Origin of the sequence: Flammeovirga sp. SJP92 (assembly GCF_001583495.1) — a bacterium.
Classification (GTDB): domain Bacteria; phylum Bacteroidota; class Bacteroidia; order Cytophagales; family Flammeovirgaceae; genus Flammeovirga.
This window is the reverse complement of record NZ_LQAQ01000062.1, coordinates 1-18,822: the sequence shown is the minus strand read 5'-3', so window position 1 is coordinate 18,822 and position 18,822 is coordinate 1. Positions and strand designations below refer to the sequence as shown.

Below are 18,822 nucleotides of genomic sequence, written 5' to 3'. Positions count from 1 at the left end.
CATTGTAAATTAAATTTTGACCATTTATAGCGTTCAGAAATCGGTAAATTACTTTTTATACGATTCCTTATTTTTTTATTGCCACGAAAACTATAATTTCAATAATCAATTTCCCAGAATACATTGCAATATGCGTTTCCAAAATAAAATATATATCCTGCTCAATTTTCTTATTTTCTCTTTGCCTGTGATAATTTACGGACAAGTTGTCAATGATAGCTTGGTAGAACAAGTGAATTATGCAAGTAGTAAGTTAGTGAAGTCAAAAGGGCACCTTCTGAATGGTGAAAAGCATGGAGAGTGGAAATATTATTTTAAATCAATCAAAGATAACCACTTGATTTATAGAATTGAAACGTATGATAATGGAATAAAACATGGTGTGTTTAAAAAGTTTACACCTGAAGGAGTTATCATTTCTGAGAAAAATTATGATAAGGGTAAACTATCTGGAGATCATAAAAGATATTATGATGATGGTACATTAAGTTACTTGAGGCATTATGAAAATGGAGTTCCTGAGGGGAAAAGTTTTTATTACTTTGAAGATGGAAAGACTGAGGAAGAATCCCATTTTAAAAATGGAAAACTAGAGGGAGAATATAAGAAGTATTACAGTGATGGAAACATTAAAGAGAAGATTCATTATATCAATGGACTCAAAGATGGTAAGTACTTCTATTACACTAAAAACAATCAATTATTTGTAGAAAGAGAATATAAGGAAGGGAAGAGAATGGGAGACGAGCTCACCTATTATGATAATGGTCAGCTACAGGAAAAAATACGATATGAGGACCAGAAGAAAGTAGGAAAGTATCAAGCTTTTCATGAGAATGGACAATTAAAAACCTTATGCTTTTATGTGGAAGGAAGAAGAGATGGTGAATATCGATCTTTCTATGATAATGGTTTTAAGGAGCTGGAATGTCATTATAAAAACGGAAGACTTGAAGGACAATATTTAGAATTTTCAGAAGGATTAGAAGGAAAAGTTTATGTTGAAAAGTTCTTTATAAATGGATTGCTTGATGGAGAGGAACTCTTTTATTTTGAGAATACAGATACGTTAGAAACATTGATCACTTATGTTCAAGGGATAAAAGAAGGTGACAGTAAAAAATGGTATCGTTCTGGACAATTGAAAATCCACAGAAAGTACAAAAATGATAAACTTATTTATCATGCTTCTTATAAAAAAGATGGAACTTTGATAAAGGAAGGGAAATTAGATCACAGCACCAACCAATTGGTTTATCAAACAACTGACGACCTGTAATTTGATTATCAATACTGTGTGGATGATTTACATTTTTTTTTGGATTTGTATTTTCAGCAATAGTAAAATGAAGATGAAGAAGGTAAAATCACCGTTCAGCTGACACTTTCTATATGAACTTAAAAGTATTCAAGTTCAGCTTTTGAATCTTTTTGGGGTACCTTCCATTTTCGTAGACTAAGATGTATTCCGTGTTATTGTAATCCACAATATTTTTCTGAACTTCAACAATATCGATTTGACTGTAAGTGGATACCTTTACAACGGTATCATCCATATCCAAGCCATTTTCTTTGACGATATAGATATTGGCTGATTGGTTACAATATTCCAGATTGAGAGATTCACCATCATAGACAACAAAGATGCGATAACCTGGAACAACATAAAATTGAGTAACTCTGCCCATTATTTCACCTAAAGTACTATTATCAATTTCCTTGATTTGATTTTCCCTTTCAAAAAGAACAACTTCTTTATTTTCATAGATATCAATAGTATCTTTTTGAAATTTCCTATCATAAATTTTGATCACTTTTTCATCATGAACAGTTTTCAATGCCCTTTTCAGTGAGTCTAATGCTTTGGATTGTTTTCTGATGTTTTGAGCTAAATCGTTCTTGATTTTAGCTTCTTTTTCAACTTGTTTTTTCAATTGATCAACTTGAACTTGTGCATCTTTCAAGGATCTTTTGAGTTGCTCCATATTGCTTTCATTCGTTGAGGAACAAGAGAAAAAAGAATATATAAGAAGGAGTGATAGTGTTAGCCTAATCATGGTATGAATAGTTGAAATTTAAGTAGTGGTATATCATTGATGATATAATGTTTCTTTAAAGCATACTTGAAACATCTCTTTCAGTAAAAAATTGTCCTTTCAGAATGTGAGTTTATTAATTTCTTCACAAACTAAAAGAGAAAATTTTTACTTCTGAAATATTTACTCTAAACATGCTCTTAAAAATCAGTTTGCATTTCAATTTAATAGGATTATTTTGAAATATCATTTTCTGAAATGAGATGTTTACTTCGTTTTTGTGTTAAAAAAATGAAGAAGAAGGAAGCTTGGAAGTGGGACCTTAAAAGCTCGTAGGAATATTGATTAAAAGTTGACGATAATTTAGTTTACAATGTGTTTTGAGCTTCATTTTTATCTTAATAAAATCATATCTACATTTTTTAAAAATGCTTAATAATTTATTGTATTACTTAATACAGGAGTATATTTACTCAAAATCTAATTTTATTCTTTTAACCAAAACAAATAAATGACAAAGTATTTACTTTTACTTCTAACAGTGACTTTTTCTTTAGGCATGAGCCCCACAGCTAAATGTTTTACAAAGCCAAAGTTAATCAAGGGAGATGTCCTTCAAATCGTTGAGAAAAAATACAAAACTCAGATGAAGAAAGGGGAGTTTTTGATTAATTATGAGGATGATTTATCTCATAAAGTGTACATCTACAATCAACAAAATGTGATTAAGAAAAGAGAGTATGTCAATGGTGAGGGTGAGGTGTATTGGTATTTTGATAGCGATTTTGATGCTAGAGGGAATATGACAGTAACCTCTATATTTTATGAAGATAAATTAGAAACAACTATCAAGAATAAGATTATTGATGACATAGTAGTAGAGGAAGTATATTACGATGAAAATGGTCAAATCAAATATAGTCGTGTAAATGAATATGATGATGATGGGGCTCGTACAGTGACAGAATTTGATGCTGATGGAAAAATTTCTTCAGTCACAGATTACAAAGATAAAGATGGATTTGTTGCATCGATTACTAAAAAACTACCTTCAGGCAAAATAAAGTATTCAATACAATATGAGCGTAATCCATCGGGGGATATCATTAAAGAAAAGAATATAGAGGCTGAAGGTGTAGACCCGAAAACTAAATTTTATGAATATGATTATGACCAAAAAGGAAATTGGATAAAGCAATATCAGTTCGATAAAAACAGAATATTACAGTACGTTACCATTAGAAATATCACTTATGAGAAGGAAAAAGAAGAGGTGAGTATAGATAAGCTTATAGGAGAATGGTTTGTGTATGGAACAAAGCAAAGTAGTTTTCATTTTAAGAAGGATTATACTTTCCTATTGAAAAATAAAGATTTAGAAGAACTCACAGGGTCTTGGTCTTTGAAAACAAAGAAACAAAAGCTGATTTTGGATCAAACAGGCAAAGAAGAGGAAATAGTACTTTATTGTAGTTCCAAAGGAGGGTTGTTATATCTGTATCAAAAAGAGCTTGATGAGACGATAAAACTTGAAAAAAGAACGCCTGTCATCAATAAAGGTTTTACTCAGAAAGTAGCAGAGAAAGCATTTCTAAAAAAATGGAAAGTAGAAGACCGTGAGGGAGCTTATATTGAATTTTTACCTCAAAATGTTTTTGTAGAAACAAGGCCTAATAGGGAAGCAGAGAAAGGGTATTGGGAATTTGATATCGAGAATAATGTTATTTTCTTAAGAGAAAATGAAAAATCTAAAGCAGGTGAACTTCTCTACTTTTTTGAAGGTAACCAATTAAAGTTTTTTAGCCATTATGGAGATTTGATACTCAGTTTAGTGGCAGAAGAGGAAGAAATGTAAGTAGAGAATTTAGTATAAAAATAGAGATGTCGCAGAATGTTCTATTCCTAAATCCAGGTTGAATACTGGCCGAATAGTTTTGCGACATCTCATTTTTTCTTTTAGTATCAATTATAGCTTAAAGCTAATTGGCAGTACCATTCTTTGTTCTGTAGGTAAGCCATCTTTTTTACCAGGTTTCCATTTCGGTGATTCCTTCACCAGACGTAAAGCTTCTTCATCACAGCCAGCGCCAAGTCCACGAACAACTTTGACGTCAGATAATGAGCCATCTTTCTCAACAACAAACTGAACGTATACTTTTCCTTCAACACCCATTTGTTTAGCTTGTTTAGGGTATTTCATATTTTTACCTATCAGTTTATAAAATTTTCCCATCCCTCCAGGGAAGGCTGCAGGATCTTCTACAACTGCGAAAACTCTCTCGTTTTCTTTCTTTTCAGTAGTGGCTTCTTGAGCATTCACCAGTGCCGATGCTCCTAGAAATAAGCATAATACAATAAGTAGCTTTTTCATAAAAAATGGTTTGTCTTTAAAATTGAATTTAGTAAAACAAAAATAATTCCATGAAGCTTCTTCTACTAAAACATTGTATTCCAGATTTCAATATTTATCTCAATTGTTCGCGGTATACTTTGTTGTAAACAAATGACAGGCTTTATTAATTTTCAAAGAGATCATTTTTAAAACTCTTTTCAATCAATATCTTCAAACCCGATTGAAATGAGGAGACTGTCTATGGTCACTGTATGATTTTGATTCGATAAAGTATAAGAATTAAAAACAGGGTAGTGTACCGTAAATTCTTGTGTCCACGAATTATCAATTTGTTCTAAATGGAATGCTTTGAATTGAGATTGAATATATTCAGAAGCCATCAGATCACTTCCGTCATCCATGTTTCGTCATTTAAGCTCATCGGAAGCAAGGTATTTTAAATGCGTTTTAAGACTTTCCTTTGAAAGATTTTCAAATAGGATATTGACCTGATTAGAGTCAGAAGTGATACTGTATTCTTGTGCATAGGATTGAAGACCAATAGTGATTAAAACTATTGATGTAACAAGGTAGATGTTATTTAATTTCATGTCAGTTGGAACTTACAACTTTTAAAGAGAGTATAAAAAATCCCTAGTAGTTTTACACTATTAGGGTGAAAGGTAATGTTATTTAGAAATTTCATTTCTAGCGGCATTTCTTCCTTCATTGAAGGCCGAAACATAGGAATCAAAATCTGTAATTAGATCAATAGAAACGACGCTGAAAATGCCTAAGAAGAACAAAAAAACATCTCTTTTAGTTAGTCTGAATTTATTCATAATAAAATAGAGTTTATAATAATTTACTTTTAAGTTAGTGTTGAATCAATTTACGATTAATAAACTATATTACAAAATATAATGCTATGGTTTGTACTTTTTTGCTACAGCTTTGATTATTTATTCTGTTTCTTCCTTAAGCATATCATAATTCCCCAAAGTCTTTGGAGTAATACCTATCAAATCCTATAAAAAAATATGTATAACTCTGCATTTTCAATATGGACTTTCTGATGGTCTCAATTCACATAGAAAACTACCAAAGAAAGAGGGTTGTACCCCTTTGAGTCACATTTGAAATACGCTGTACGTATTATTGTAGTATTATTGTTGTATTAATGCAATCCAATTTTCTTTCCATTTAAAGAATGACCCATTATCATTAAAAAACGATGAACTATTACCAAAATGAATGGAATGAATTAATACTATTTATTACAACTAAAATCTTAAATCAAGCATTCTGGTATACGCATCTTTTTTCCGATTAATTTGATAAGAGAACAACACTTTATTGCTACTTACTTTTCCTTTCTACCTTATTGAACAACAGTATTTAAAGTTGGAGTATATCTTATCGCTACTACTAAAATATCTTATGATGGAATGTTTATTAACTAAATTTCTCAACCTAAAAAGGCTCCTCTTTTTTATGTTGATAGGCTATTTTGCACACTTACATGTAATGGCCCAATATAATGGAGAAATGGGCCCAGCTATGACCACACAAACCTGGCCTGCAGGTACCTTCTTGGCTCACTTCCCTGAAGGAGATAGAATTAATACCTATCACAGAAACTATTTGATGATTGCCGGACAGGCAGGTACCGGAATTTGGGATGTTTCAAGTCCTGCAACTCCCAAAAGAATACAATTCGATGAAAGAGCCAATAACGGCCATCGTTGGTGGAAAATTAACGACTTGTACTGGCGGGAGTATTCTGTACCCCAAACGGACGGAACGGGGTACAAGTATCTGGACATGTCCAACATGTTGGACTTAAAGCCAGTCACCACTTCAGACGTATTGTATACTGTTGAATCTGGAAATCCTCATTACGACAAGCTCGAAACTTTTCCGCATACCATAGACGGCAATCGTATTTATGATATGAGGTCAGGTGAGTTTTTGGGTACAATGCCAGAAGCTATTTCAAAGCCAGATATTGTGATGCGTATAGGTAATTACGTTTTCTACGTTCCTCAAACTGGAGCTATGAGCGTGTTTGATTTTGGAGACCCAGAGAATGTAAAGTTTTTAGGATCGTTTGGTGGCGATATTCCACATGAACAATACAGCACGGGTATTCAGGTATGGAGAAATAATATTATTTATATGAGCGGTAACGAAGCAGTAAATAGCATGGTAGGTTTTGATATTTCAGACCCTACGAATGTCAAGCATGCTTTTGATTTATCCTCTGACGAAATCACCCTTGGACGATATATGATGTTCCAGGATGAATATGGTTTTTCCGGGAGATTTGACAGAGGGGTGAAGTTCAATTTTGAAACCATGAAAGTGGAGCTTGAATTCACCCCTGCTTCTGACGATGAAGTCTTGCAATTTATTGATAACCAATGGATGCCTCTGGGACATATATTAGTGGCAAGTGGAGATGGAAAAACAACTATTTTTTGTCACCAAGATGGTTTAGATACAAAACCGCCTACCGTTGGTTTCCAATTTCCTGAAGCAGGAGCAACCAACTTGCCTGTAACGAGTACTTTGGGTTTTGTGATCAATGAAACTTTACAAGATATTACACTAACTGACCAAACAATTCAAGTAAGCCCTCTTGGTGGAACTCCAATTGTTGGAGATGTCACATCAACCTCCTACAATGTTGTTAATTACGCACCAAGAGAGGCCTTGCTTCCGAATACAACTTATGAAGTAAAATTTGTGGAAGGTGGTATTAAAGATGCGGTGGGCAATGGAATGGAAGAGTACATCTTCTATTTTACTACAGGTGGTGATGCATCCAACAAATCTCCAGAAATTACAGCAATTGATATTGATATTACTTCACCTTTTTTAGCTGGAAATAAAGTAAACTTTACCGCTTCTGCTTCAGATTATGAAAATCAAACCATGTCATATCGATGGGATTTTGGTGATGGTTCTCCTCAAACAGCTTGGGGCAGTGAATTGGTAAGTCATACTTATACTTCTCCTGGAAATTACACTGTTCAAGTACAGGTTTCTGATAATAATGGTGGTTTTTCGGTAAAGTCATTGAATGTAAATGTCATTGGAGATATTCCAACAGAACTGCCAATGCAGTCTTCACCAATCCTTGTTGATGAACTCAAAAGGAATGTTTGGGTTGTCAATCCTGATAACAATTCAGTAAGTATTCTTGATGCTGATTTGATGACTTTTGAAAAGGAAATTCCGGTCTCATTTGACCCCGTTAGTATTGCCATGGATGGCAACCGAAAAATTTGGGTGACATGTCGAGACAATGATAAAGTATATGTGATTGATGCGGATACTGAAGTCATTGATGAGGTGGTGACTTTACCGAGGGGAACTTTTCCTTTTGGTATAGTCTTTAATGCGGATGGATCAAGAGGGTTTGTAGCAGGGTACGGCAGTGGCAAAGTAATAGAAATGTCTACAGCCGATTATTCCATAAAACAAAGTATTGAAGTTGGCCCAACACCAAGAGCAATGGCTATTGCCCCTAATACCAATACATTGTATGTTACGCAGTTTATCTCTCCACAAGAGCAAGGAAATGTTTGGGAGATTGATTTAACTACTTTCTCATTAAAGGAAATTTCATTGCCTATAGATGATTTTTCTATTGATAATGGTAACCAAGGACGAGGAATCCCTAACTATATTTCAGGTATCAGTATCCATCCAAATGGAGGAAAAGCATGGACCGTAGGCAAGAAAGATAATGTGTTAAGAGGGGGAATGAGAGATGGGAAACCATTGACTTTTGATAATTCAGTAAGAACAGCAATCTCTCATTTAGATTTAGGCTTGTCTTCAGAAATAGTACCAGACCGTTTGGACATTGATAATCACGGACAGCCTTCTTCTGTGGCTTATACACCCAATGGAAATTATGTTTTGGTGACCATGCAGGGAAATAATCATGTAGTGGTAATTGACCCTGAAAAAGGGTTAGAACTACTACAAAAAGACGTTGGTCTTGCCCCTCAAGGGATGGTATTTGATAAAGTGACTAATAAGCTATTTGTTAAAAATTTTATGGATAGAACGGTCTCGGTTTTTGATGCTGATGCTTTGGTGAAAAATGGTAATCTTCAATTAGAAGAACTCGCTACGGTTTCAACAGTCACTTCAGAATTGCTTACAGCTCAAGTGCTCAAAGGAAAGCAAATATTTTATGATGCTTCTAATTCGAAAATGGGCAGTGATGGTTATATCAGCTGTGCTTCTTGTCATAATGATGGAGCGGAAGATGGCAGAGTTTGGGATTTTTCAGATCGAGGAGAAGGTTTTAGAAATACCATAACTTTAAAAGGTAGAGCAGGAACAGCACATGGCCCAGTGCACTGGTCGGCCAACTTTGATGAAATACATGATTTTGAAAATGATATTAGAAATAATTTCAATGGACAAGGGTTTATGACTGATGCCGATTTCCATGCGAAAACCAATGCACTTACTCTTGGAACTCCTAAAGCGGGCCTCTCAGAAGATCTTGATGCTCTTGTGGCCTACATTGAATCTTTAGATAGTTTTGCTTCTAGTCCTTATAAAGAAGAAGATGGAACACTTACTGCAGATGGCCTTGCTGGACAGCAGATTTTCCAACAATTAAAATGTGCAAGCTGTCATGGTGGTGAGCACTTTACAGACAGTAATCTAGGGATCCGACACGATGTCGGAACTCAAAATGCGAACAGTGGAAATCGATTAGGCAAGGACTTATTGGGTATTGATACACCAACTTTAAGAGGTGTTTGGAACACTGCTCCTTATCTACACGATGGTTCAGCACTTACACTGGAAGCTATTTTTAAGTCGAAAAATCCGATGGATGGACATGGTGCCACTTCTAGTCTTAGTACCCAAGAGTTTGATCAATTAATCAGCTATTTAAAACAAATTGATGGGTTAGAAACCACAACTGAGTTGCCTGAGGTTTCTCAGATTATTTCTCCTGCTGATGGTCAAGTGATTGATAAAAACAGAGAAATGGCATTAGAAATAAGCAGTGCTTTACCTGACATTACAAAAGTGGAGTATTATGTGGATGGAGAGCTAGTAAGTACAGTAGAAACGGCACCTTTTATTGGGGCCTGGACACCTGTAGTTTGGAAAAATTATAAGCTCAATGCTCGTATTTTTTATAATAATGGAAATACTTCTTCACTAACTCCAGAAATCACAACGACTTACAAAGGAGTGATGGATGTGATGTTTATAGTGGGTGATAAAAACTTATCTCCAGATGATCTGCTCATCAAAAATAGAATTCAACAACAATTTGGCTTCAATGTTTACATTTTTGATGATGATGATGTTTCAGGACCTACAATGACCAATGCTTATGATCTTATTTTAGTGTCTTCAACGGTAGAACCTAGTATTATTGGACAGAATATAGAAAGGACAATTATTCCTGTGATGACTTGGGACCCGTTTATGTATAGTAAATTAAGTTTAGCTGACGGAGACCTGGATTTAGGTTATGGATTTACGACGAATGGACATGCAAAAGCAAGTGTCACCAATCCTTTGCATCCAATCGTAAGTGGTATTTCAACTTCAGACTCGGTAGACCTTTACAGTGTTGTGCAATTCTTACCTTATTCAAATGTATCAACAGAAGCCACTGTAATGTTAGAAGCGGAAGGGAAACCAATATTGTTTGGATATGACCAAGGAAGTGGTGTAGCGTCTTCTAGGAGGTTAGCCTTTCCGTTGAGAGATCAGTTTATGCATCTTTTCTCAGATGATGGCTGGAAAATGTTTGATGCGGCTGTGATTTGGACATTGCATGGAGGAAATGCTGATACGCCAGTGCAACAACTACCTGATGTTTATTTCACATCGCCAACAGCAAATGAATTAGTAAATGCTCCATTGAAAATCTTCTTTGAAACAGAAAATTGGTCTTTACCTTCTACTGAATATAAACTGCGATTTAAAATTGACGGCAGTGACCGAGGTCTGATCACAGAAGATAGTGTATTCCAAGATAACACAGCTTTATCAGAGGGGCCGCACCTGCTGACTTTCTTAATGGAACGAAGTGATAATTCAGCTACAGATATAACAGATTCTATTTGGGTCAATGTCACCAACGATCCTTTGCCGGCAGGGCCTACAGCAATATTCAACTCTCCATCTAATGGTGGTTATGTTGGACCGGATTTCGATATTAGGTTCTCTTTATACAAATTTGATATAGCCCCCGGTGGACCTCATGTTGATTTATATATAGATGATGTTTACCATTCATCACATTACACTTTAGCTTCAATACCTATTACAGGTCTTGAAGGAGGAGATCATACATTAAAGCTGATCTTAGTAAATACCGATGGTACAACGCATGGCTTAGAAGCGAGTATTACTATTACAGTAGATCCATTATTTGCCAATATGCCACAAACGCCATTCAGCATACAATACCGTGATAATTCGGCAGGAGTCCTTACACAGGAATTAAAACCAGTACTTCGTATTCATAACGACTCTGCAGATGCTGTTCTTTTGGATGACTTTACCATCAGGTATTGGTTTACAAATGAGGAAGTGGCACCAATGAGTTTTGGTACAGATTACAGTAGTGTTAAAGGAGTGGATGGTACTTTTGCAACTTATCAAGGAGAACAGTTTGTGGAACTTGCATTTGCTTCTTCTGGAATGTTAAATGGAAAGTCAAACACAGGTGAGATACAATTAAGAATGCATCAATCAAGCTATCAAATGAATGATCAAAGCAACGATTTCTCATTTAATGCCGCACAAAGCAGTTTTGGCCCTAATGTAAAAATTACTTTATATCGAAAAGGGGAATTGGTTTGGGGGATAGAACCAGTGAATGTCAATCAACCTCCAAAAGTAATAGTGACCACTTCAGCAATTGAAGGCAAGAGCCCATTAATTGTTGACTTTGATGCAAGTGCTTCAACAGACCCTGAAGGTACAGTACTGACTTACCTATGGGAGTTTGGTGGCGGAAGTACAAGTGTTGAAAGCTTAGCGACGCATACTTTCACCGCCGTTGGACAACATAGTGTAACCTTAAAGGTCACTGATGCAGATGGAATGTCTTCTAAGAAAGTCATTGACATCAATGTATTGCCGGATCAAGTACCTCCAATGGCTAAGATTATTGTAGATGAAAGCAGTGGAGAAGCTCCTTTGGTAGTCGCCTTCGATGGAACATCATCAAGTGATATGGATGGAACAATTGTTTCTTATCTATGGGAAATTGATGGAACTACAGCGGCCACAGCACTCACTAATTATACATTTAACCAAGTCGGTGATCAAAAAGTCTATTTAACCGTCACTGATGACAGCGGTTTAACTTCTACAGACTCTATTATAATCTCGGTAAAAGGGGCAAATCAATTGCCTTTAGCTTCTTTCATTTCATCAGCAACTACAGGTTTTGCACCTTTGACTGTCGATTTTGATGCAAGTACTTCATCAGATCCAGATAATGATCCTTTGACCTACACTTGGAATTTTGGGGGAGGAAGCCCTGGTACAGGCGTCACAACTTCAGCAACATTTGGAGTGGGGACTCATGAAGTCATATTAACTGTTGAAGATGGAAGAGGAGGAATAGCAAGTATTTCTCAAACGATCACTGTAGAAGTAAATCCAAATGCTCCGAGTTGTGCTTTTGGAACTCCTTCGGTAACGGCAATTCCTGATTTGTCAAATGTGACATATGAGCATATTTATGTTCTGGGCAATGACACTTGGAACTTAGACCAAGTGAAGGATGCTACCTTAAATTGGAGTTTAGCAAATAATGGCTTATGGCAATTCTCTCTGAACACCAACAATGGAGTGCCTAGCTGGTGGGTTGATCTAACTGCTAGTATCACACATACTTTGGCTGATGCACAACCGACCTTAACGTTCACGGCTTCAGGAATACCAGAAATGGATGGAACTTACTATGCGACAATGGAAGGTAGTGATTTTGTATTGGTAGAAATCACCGGTAAGCAAACACTATATTTCACTAATAGTACTACCGCTCCAAGTTGTGAAAATACGTCGAGTGCAAGACAGCGTGATACGTTCAATTTAGAAGAAGAGCTAAATACAAAAGTATTTCCTAATCCTTTCACCTCAACGGTTTATATCCAACCGATAGAAGGTTTACAAGAAATTTGGGTATATGACTTAGTCGGAGTTCTTAAGAAACACATTCTTCTCAATTCAGATCAAAAGGATTTAATTGAGTTAGACAATACATGGGCTAATGGCCTTTACATTCTACGAATGAAAGTCAATGATCAGTATATCGATAAGAAAATTATCAAGCACCAATAATAACTAACTACAAAAGGAATCAGGTTTAACTCTGATTCCTTTTTGTTTTTAAAAATATCTTTGATGTATCTTATATTGACTTTACCAATACTAAAGTGAAGCTTATGGTACTAACCTTTAAGACTTTAGTCTTGATTAAGTTGGACTATCACCTGCCCATAGTTTTAATTATGGAGCACGAAATATCTGTTTACTTTTTGAGGGTACTAATTGTAATCATGAGATAAATGGTTAACACTTAAAATTATTATCATTACGAAGTTTGAGGTTTTTCATTACAGGTAATTAATTATTACTTTTAACACTACAATGTTTAATTCAGAATAATTACTAAACCAAAATTAAATGCAAACTAAATCTCTTATCTTATTTTCCATCTCTTTACTTTTTATCACTTCATGTACTGAAATAGAACCAGCATTAGTTCCTGTTGATCAGAGGTTTGAGATTTTAACTGGTTTTCCAGAAGGTGATCTTTTGGAGTATTTTGAAGAAGAAGACATTAAATGGTGGGAATATGATAAGTCCATTCAAAAATATAATTGTGATATTGGATATGATAGCTTTAGGAATGATTATCAAGATATCAAGCTTTACAGGGCTTTCCTTCCTAATGGTATAGTGGTTGAAGCAGAAGCAGGAGCAACATATTTTAATGATATCGGGGACTGGTACTTTACAGATGAAGGCCGTAATTCAATAAACATTGTTCTTGATCCATATAGGTGTCCTTCATGTACTACCTTGAAATATACATTTGATGAATTGAACGAAAAAGCACTAAGTTACCACTCAGAACAAAGTTTTTTAAATTGCTCAAGCGTATCAGTAAGAGATTGGTTTATTATTGCTGTATTTTAAGATGATTTTCAAAATCAAAATTAATCCCAATATCTCAAATTGAGGTATTGGGATTAATTTTGTGGATTTAGTACAATATTATTAGACCTAGACCATTTCTGCTGTATTTAGCGCCTTGTAGGTGCCTTCCTAATAAGAGTACTTTAATATAAATGAGATAGGTTCATCTCCAAGGCCTGCTAAAGTGACTGTAGCATTAGATGGATAATTGTCTCTATCGTAAGTCATATCATAAGTGATATCTAAGGAGAGTGAAAATGATGTACTAACATGAGAAGTTGTTTTTATGTGAATTGGATTGTTTTCTGTTTCAAAATAATCAACAGTGTTAGAAAATAAAGGAACAAATAAATACTCACCTATACCTTCCAAGTGAGTTGCCACTTTAGGGTGAGAATCATATGCTATTTCAGTAGTCAAAATAGGGGTTTGGTTTTTATAGTCATTGATATCAATTACATCACTCGTTGAATCAGCATTGAGTAAATGTCTTTCATCAGGTGCATAGGACATCATTTTGGTAAGGTTGCCATCAGTCCATTCTAATAATTCAACAGCCATCAATAAACCATTGTTCTGAAAGTACACCTTAGCGTAAGGTTGAGCCTTATTTTCATCGAACAGTAATTCATAATCAATCTCTTTTGTACTTAAATTATTATATCTAGTGATTCGATTTTCATGTAATGTGTATCCTACTGTCTTTTTCTCAATTTCTCCTTTAGAATCATGATAATCTGTTGTAAACTCAGTGACAAAGCCATCATTGTACTTAATATTTGTAAGGTTTTGAGTTTCATAAACCTTGTTTTGATGAGGGAACTCGTAGTTAACTGCTCTGATATTATTCAAAGTATAATCTTCGTTGTAAGCAATAAACTCCGATGCCATGTTGAAGTCGAAATCACTTAAGCGATAATCAATTCTGCTTACATGTTTTACTGATTTTGGTTCATAAGCTTCATCGCTGTTATTACATGAAAATAAAATCAGTAGGCTGATAACTAGAAAAATAGCTTGTTTCATATTATTAATAGTTTGTTTGTATTGCAAATTAAATAGAAAAACTTCAAGAAAATATTTATTTCTTTAATAATTTTAAGAACAGCAAAATAATCTATTGAACTGATTACTTTTTTGTAGTGTATCTATTTTATCCTATCGGATTTGGAGTTATATTTATTTAGAGCATGTTTGAAAGATTTCTTCTAGTAAAAATTGACCCTTTCAGAACGTGAGTTTATTTATTTCATCAACTATAAAATCACTATTTTCTATGAAATTAATTTCCTTACAACCTAAAATGGAAAATTTTCCCTTCTAAAATATATATTCCAAACACGCTCTTAGACTATCATATTATTATAACTACTATGAATAAATTATTTCTATTTTTTATTGCATCCTTTTTTCTAATGGGATGTGGAGGGGCCTCCTCTTCAAGTGATGATACAACATCTCATGAAAATGAATCTCAAAGCCAGGTTGAGGCAGTTGTTCAGGTTGATACTTTAGAGATCAATAACTCAATCGAAGAGATTGAAGAATCAGCAAAGAAATTAGATCAGTTATTAAATGAATTAGATTAGAAGATGAAAAAAGTTATAGGACTATTCATTATCTCTTTGTTTTTATTAAACATTGAGGCTGCTACTGCTCAGGGTAAATCACAAGAAGCCAAGGCAAATAAGGAGCAGAAAGGAAATGGTAAAGGCAAGGGGAAATCAAAGCATCAGAAAGACAATGATGAGGATGAGGATGAGGAAGAAGAGGAAGGGAAAGGCAAAGGACAAGCGAAAAAGGCTGAAAAATCACAACAAGGAAAAGGAAAGGGTGCAGAAATGAGGGCTGAGAAATCCAATAATGGGAAAGGTAATAGTGATGAAAAATCGTATAATGGAAAAGGAAATGCCTATGGTAAAAATAAGGGTGATCTGAAGGGTAAAGAATTTGGTCAGCAACGAGCATCTGAGGCTAAAGTAAAAGCCAAGAAAAAAGAGCTTGATGACACTATTGATGAAAATGAAAAGAAAGTGTCTGAAGCCAAAGAAAAGGTAAAAGCCAAAAAGGAGAAACTTGAAAAAGAGAAGAAAGCAGGGAAAGTTTCAGATAAGGAGTACAAAGAAGAAAAGGAAAAGTTAGATAAGGCCGAAAGTCAGATTGAGGATCTTGAAGATAAAATTAAAAAAGGAAAAAAAATTGATTAACTATATCAACTAAAGAAAAGGATTAAGCGAACCGAACCGTTTAATCCTTATTTTTATAATAATGGGTCAATTTTTTGCTTCAAATCAGTCTCGTTTTCATATTCTAAAATGGCTTCCGCACATCCTGCAACAGTAGTAGAATATTCGCTTCCTTTTTGACGGATATAGATGATAGGAATATTTTTCGCGTGAGCATAGCCGACTTCAAGCCCGACACCAATTGCTTTATGTGTTAACTCAGCGATAAAAAGATCAGAACTTTCAATTTCTTTAAAAGCAGTTTCCATCATTTTTTTTTCTTGATGAGACTGAAATCTGTACTGGTCTACAAAAACAAAGAGTTCATAATTGTTTTCCTGTAGGATTTCTTTCAGTGTATTGATTTCATTATCAAATCTTTTTCTATTAGAAAAACTAATTCCTAGGTATGCTTTTTTCATAACTGTAATCTGGTTTTTGAACTTTTTGAAGGATTTATTTGATCTTATTTAGTATTTGTATTTAGAAACTAAATTGAATGACAATAAATGTATGGATTAAAAAAATATATCTATAGTTTTGAATCGGACTTTAATTAAGCAAACTATTTAATTGTTTCTAGTGTACTTTTCCTGCTCCTACTGATGGTGGTGGGATTATATTAAATGACTATTTTTTACTGAGTAAGTGTATCATGATTTTTCAAAAAGAATTTAAAAAAATAGATCAAAAGCTGAATCAAGCTTTTAAAATGCTGGAATTGATAAGGAAATATAGAATGTTCCTTTCAGCGTTACGTAATCCATATTTTCATTGGATATTATCATCTGAAATTAATCTAAATGCCAGGATCTGGGTCAAAGGAACAAACCTCCCCATCTAATACTTAAAGCAACTAATGACAAAACTATTTAAAGCAAACGATCATGATTTCTCAAGAAGAACTAAACAGTTTTTATAAAGAAAAACTAGAGGCTGGATTAGGAGAATTAGAAAAGCAAAGAAAAGTACTTCGTAACCTAGATCTCACAGTAAAGGTAGGTATCGGGATATTGGTTTTGTTTTATTTTCTTCCCAACCCTTTTTCTTTATTAGGGATAGAGAAAGGGGCTGTCACTGAAGTTCTTACTTATATAATTGTTGCCATTTCTGTTGTTCTCTATGGACTGTTTATGTACAAAAAAGCTCCTTATAGAAAGCAGTACAAGGAAAAAGTGGTAAGATCTATTGTGGATTTGATTGATGAAAAATGGACTTACTCTCCAGAGGGCATGATTTCTAAAAGCCAATATGAACGTAGTAAGCTGTTTACAAAAAGTGTTGATGCTTACAAAGGAGATGATCTCATCAAAGGACGTATTGGTTTTACCGAATTTGAATGTTCTGAATTACAAACGCAATACAAAAAAGTAAGGGGAAGCGGGAAGAACAGAAAAACGTCATGGCATAACATATTCAAAGGTCTATTTTTTAATGCAGATTTCAACAAATATTTTTCAGGAGAAACATTCGTAAGAACTAAAGGCTGGGACTTGGATCTATTAGGTTCTGACTCCACTGTGAAGCTAGAAGACCCCAACTTTTCTAAAATATTTAAGGTGAAATCTACCGATCAATTAGAGGCAAGGTATATCCTGACGCCTAATGTAATGGAAGCTTTTATCAATCTTTATAATTACTACCGCAAACCTATTGATGTATCTTTTGTAGGCTCAAGAGTGAATTGTGCCGTTTCCTTTGATGAAGATCTTTTTGCCCCCCCAATTTATGATACAATATATGATTTGGAAGTTATTCAAAGAGTGTGTTCATTGTTTTATTTCAATCAAGTGGTGATTGATGAACTAAACTTGAATGCTAGAATTTGGATGAAAGGTGTAGGACTATAAATAAAAAAGCAAACGAATATCGAATACTTATACGCAATACTTCAATAAACATTTTAAACTTTAATTTCTGAATCATGATTTCAAATGAAGAACTAATCTATTTATATAATTATGAAATAAAATCTGAGCTTGCAGATTTAGAACGACAAAGAAGCGAAATTCAAACTTTGAGAAGAGCAGCAATAGTTTTATTCGTATTAGCATTCTTAACATTCTTTTCTCCAGTCTTCTTTGGGTCCAATGATACTGAAACCGTTAATCCTCTCATGGCAATATTTTCCTCGTTGGGGTGGTTTGTACTTGGCTTAGGTGGTGGACTCTGCTTTGTCTTTTATTATTTGAAAAAAGCACCTTATGCATCTCAGTATAAAGAGAAAATTGTAAGTAAGGTTATTGACTCAATTGATGAGACATGGTTTTATAATGCAACAGGTAAGGTTTCCAGACAAGAATATAATAACAGTGAGTTATTTTCAAGGGAAGTAAACTATTATGTAGGAGATGATTTAATTACGGGAGTGATTGAACATACAGATTTTAAGTGCTCAGAACTATTTGCCGGGTATAATGGCCAAGGAGAAGGTAGCGCATGGGATATTGAAGAAATAAACCGTGTAGCAGAGGAGAGGCAATTGGATGAAAGAGCAAGGTTGCTCCTCAGAACAAGACAAAAAATGAATTCAGATACAGGCAAAACAAAAGCAAGTAAGGTTTTTAAAGGCTTATTTTTTCATGCTGATTTCAACAAACACTTTTCAGGAAAAACATTTGTCAGATCCACAAGGTATGGAATAGACTCCAACGACCTTCCAAAAGTTGAATTGGAGAATGAGGAGTTTTCAAGGCTGTTTACTGTCAACGCTACAAACCAGATTGAGGCAAGATATATTTTGACGCCTGCTATCATGGAAGCATTCATTAATCTACATGATTACTTACGTAAACCCATTGATGTTTCTTTTGTAGGATCAAGAGTGTATTGTGCTGTTTCTTTTACTGAAGATCTTTTTGAGCCTCCAATGAATTCTACAGTTTATGATATCGGAGCTATTAAAAAAGTATATTCGTTACTCTATTTTAACAAAGTGATTATTCAAGAACTAAACCTCAATACTAGAATTTGGACCAAAGGGGCAAGTGAGCATATTTAACCTCAAGACTAA

Annotated in this window: 15 protein-coding genes; 8 read left to right on the top strand and 7 right to left on the bottom strand. The window is 34.4% G+C overall.

The genetic code is table 11. The features are described 5' to 3' along the window. Positions 1-130: 130 nt before the first annotated feature. On the top strand, positions 131-1,279 hold the full coding sequence (locus AVL50_RS15930) for a toxin-antitoxin system YwqK family antitoxin (RefSeq protein WP_062617498.1): 1,149 nt from the start codon (positions 131-133) through the stop codon (positions 1,277-1,279). A 109-nt stretch (positions 1,280-1,388) separates the two neighbouring features. On the opposite strand, the gene AVL50_RS15925 is transcribed toward AVL50_RS15930, so the two are convergent. Next, a complete protein-coding gene (locus AVL50_RS15925) occupies positions 1,389-1,985 on the bottom strand; it encodes a hypothetical protein (RefSeq protein WP_062617497.1) in 597 nt (198 codons plus the stop codon). 562 nt (positions 1,986-2,547) lie between these two features. On the opposite strand from AVL50_RS15925, the gene AVL50_RS15920 reads away from it, so the two are divergent. Then, on the top strand, positions 2,548-3,891 hold the full coding sequence (locus AVL50_RS15920) for a hypothetical protein (protein ID WP_062617496.1): 1,344 nt from the start codon (positions 2,548-2,550) through the stop codon (positions 3,889-3,891). Between the two features lie 111 nt (positions 3,892-4,002). Here AVL50_RS15920 and AVL50_RS15915 read toward each other — a convergent pair whose 3' ends face one another. The 4 genes from AVL50_RS15915 to AVL50_RS33030 form a co-directional block, all read right to left on the bottom strand. Beyond that, positions 4,003-4,407: an energy transducer TonB gene (locus AVL50_RS15915; protein ID WP_062617495.1), complete on the bottom strand. Its 405-nt coding sequence runs from the start codon at positions 4,405-4,407 to the stop codon at positions 4,003-4,005. A gap of 179 nt (positions 4,408-4,586) precedes the next feature. Next, complete coding sequence (locus tag AVL50_RS15910; protein WP_062617494.1) at positions 4,587-4,790, bottom strand: hypothetical protein; 204 nt, start codon at positions 4,788-4,790, stop codon at positions 4,587-4,589. A gap of 6 nt (positions 4,791-4,796) precedes the next feature. Beyond that, a complete protein-coding gene (locus tag AVL50_RS15905) occupies positions 4,797-4,979 on the bottom strand; it encodes a hypothetical protein (protein WP_062617493.1) in 183 nt (60 codons plus the stop codon). Positions 4,980-5,057: 78 nt separating this feature from the next. Continuing rightward, a complete protein-coding gene (locus tag AVL50_RS33030) occupies positions 5,058-5,210 on the bottom strand; it encodes a hypothetical protein (protein ID WP_157491361.1) in 153 nt (50 codons plus the stop codon). A 652-nt stretch (positions 5,211-5,862) separates the two neighbouring features. On the opposite strand from AVL50_RS33030, the gene AVL50_RS15900 reads away from it, so the two are divergent. Both AVL50_RS15900 and AVL50_RS15895 read left to right on the top strand, forming a co-directional pair. Continuing rightward, positions 5,863-12,723: a PKD domain-containing protein gene (locus tag AVL50_RS15900; RefSeq protein ID WP_062617492.1), complete on the top strand. Its 6,861-nt coding sequence runs from the start codon at positions 5,863-5,865 to the stop codon at positions 12,721-12,723. A gap of 345 nt (positions 12,724-13,068) precedes the next feature. Continuing rightward, positions 13,069-13,584 (top strand): hypothetical protein, encoded by a 516-nt coding sequence (locus AVL50_RS15895; protein ID WP_062617491.1) that lies wholly within the window; start codon positions 13,069-13,071, stop codon positions 13,582-13,584. Between the two features lie 129 nt (positions 13,585-13,713). On the opposite strand, the gene AVL50_RS15890 is transcribed toward AVL50_RS15895, so the two are convergent. Then, a complete protein-coding gene (locus AVL50_RS15890) occupies positions 13,714-14,610 on the bottom strand; it encodes a hypothetical protein (protein ID WP_062617490.1) in 897 nt (298 codons plus the stop codon). A 347-nt stretch (positions 14,611-14,957) separates the two neighbouring features. Between AVL50_RS15890 and AVL50_RS33025 the strand changes: the two genes are divergently transcribed. Both AVL50_RS33025 and AVL50_RS15885 read left to right on the top strand, forming a co-directional pair. Further along, a complete protein-coding gene (locus tag AVL50_RS33025) occupies positions 14,958-15,173 on the top strand; it encodes a hypothetical protein (RefSeq protein WP_157491360.1) in 216 nt (71 codons plus the stop codon). Between the two features lie 3 nt (positions 15,174-15,176). Continuing rightward, positions 15,177-15,791, top strand: coding sequence for a hypothetical protein (locus tag AVL50_RS15885; RefSeq protein WP_062617489.1), 615 nt, complete (start codon positions 15,177-15,179; stop codon positions 15,789-15,791). Between the two features lie 53 nt (positions 15,792-15,844). Here the strand turns inward: AVL50_RS15885 and AVL50_RS15880 are convergent, their stop codons facing one another. Continuing rightward, positions 15,845-16,231 carry a nucleoside 2-deoxyribosyltransferase gene (locus AVL50_RS15880; RefSeq protein WP_062617488.1) on the bottom strand — a complete coding sequence of 129 codons (387 nt, stop codon included), beginning with the start codon at positions 16,229-16,231 and terminating at the stop codon, positions 15,845-15,847. A gap of 465 nt (positions 16,232-16,696) precedes the next feature. Between AVL50_RS15880 and AVL50_RS15870 the strand changes: the two genes are divergently transcribed. Together AVL50_RS15870 and AVL50_RS15865 are read left to right on the top strand one after the other, a co-directional pair. Further along, on the top strand, positions 16,697-17,659 hold the full coding sequence (locus AVL50_RS15870; RefSeq protein WP_062617486.1) for a DUF3137 domain-containing protein: 963 nt from the start codon (positions 16,697-16,699) through the stop codon (positions 17,657-17,659). Positions 17,660-17,733: 74 nt separating this feature from the next. Beyond that, positions 17,734-18,810 carry a DUF3137 domain-containing protein gene (locus tag AVL50_RS15865; protein WP_062617485.1) on the top strand — a complete coding sequence of 359 codons (1,077 nt, stop codon included), beginning with the start codon at positions 17,734-17,736 and terminating at the stop codon, positions 18,808-18,810. The last annotated feature ends 12 nt before the right edge of the window (positions 18,811-18,822 follow it).

What these genes read in the sequence shown, in the direction of transcription:
- AVL50_RS15870 (WP_062617486.1), top strand. Translation starts at nt 16,697, where the DNA reads ATGATTTCTCAAGAAGAACTAAACAGTTTTTATAAAGAAAAACTAGAG.
- AVL50_RS15900 (WP_062617492.1), top strand. Translation starts at nt 5,863, where the DNA reads ATGTTGATAGGCTATTTTGCACACTTACATGTAATGGCCCAATATAAT.
- AVL50_RS15865 (WP_062617485.1), top strand. Translation starts at nt 17,734, where the DNA reads ATGATTTCAAATGAAGAACTAATCTATTTATATAATTATGAAATAAAA.
- AVL50_RS15890 (WP_062617490.1), bottom strand. Translation starts at nt 14,610, where the DNA reads ATGAAACAAGCTATTTTTCTAGTTATCAGCCTACTGATTTTATTTTCA.
- AVL50_RS15885 (WP_062617489.1), top strand. Translation starts at nt 15,177, where the DNA reads ATGAAAAAAGTTATAGGACTATTCATTATCTCTTTGTTTTTATTAAAC.
- AVL50_RS15880 (WP_062617488.1), bottom strand. Translation starts at nt 16,231, where the DNA reads ATGAAAAAAGCATACCTAGGAATTAGTTTTTCTAATAGAAAAAGATTT.
- AVL50_RS33025 (WP_157491360.1), top strand. Translation starts at nt 14,958, where the DNA reads ATGAATAAATTATTTCTATTTTTTATTGCATCCTTTTTTCTAATGGGA.
- AVL50_RS33030 (WP_157491361.1), bottom strand. Translation starts at nt 5,210, where the DNA reads ATGAATAAATTCAGACTAACTAAAAGAGATGTTTTTTTGTTCTTCTTA.
- AVL50_RS15905 (WP_062617493.1), bottom strand. Translation starts at nt 4,979, where the DNA reads ATGAAATTAAATAACATCTACCTTGTTACATCAATAGTTTTAATCACT.
- AVL50_RS15895 (WP_062617491.1), top strand. Translation starts at nt 13,069, where the DNA reads ATGCAAACTAAATCTCTTATCTTATTTTCCATCTCTTTACTTTTTATC.
- AVL50_RS15930 (WP_062617498.1), top strand. Translation starts at nt 131, where the DNA reads ATGCGTTTCCAAAATAAAATATATATCCTGCTCAATTTTCTTATTTTC.
- AVL50_RS15915 (WP_062617495.1), bottom strand. Translation starts at nt 4,407, where the DNA reads ATGAAAAAGCTACTTATTGTATTATGCTTATTTCTAGGAGCATCGGCA.
- AVL50_RS15910 (WP_062617494.1), bottom strand. Translation starts at nt 4,790, where the DNA reads ATGGATGACGGAAGTGATCTGATGGCTTCTGAATATATTCAATCTCAA.
- AVL50_RS15920 (WP_062617496.1), top strand. Translation starts at nt 2,548, where the DNA reads ATGACAAAGTATTTACTTTTACTTCTAACAGTGACTTTTTCTTTAGGC.
- AVL50_RS15925 (WP_062617497.1), bottom strand. Translation starts at nt 1,985, where the DNA reads ATGGAGCAACTCAAAAGATCCTTGAAAGATGCACAAGTTCAAGTTGAT.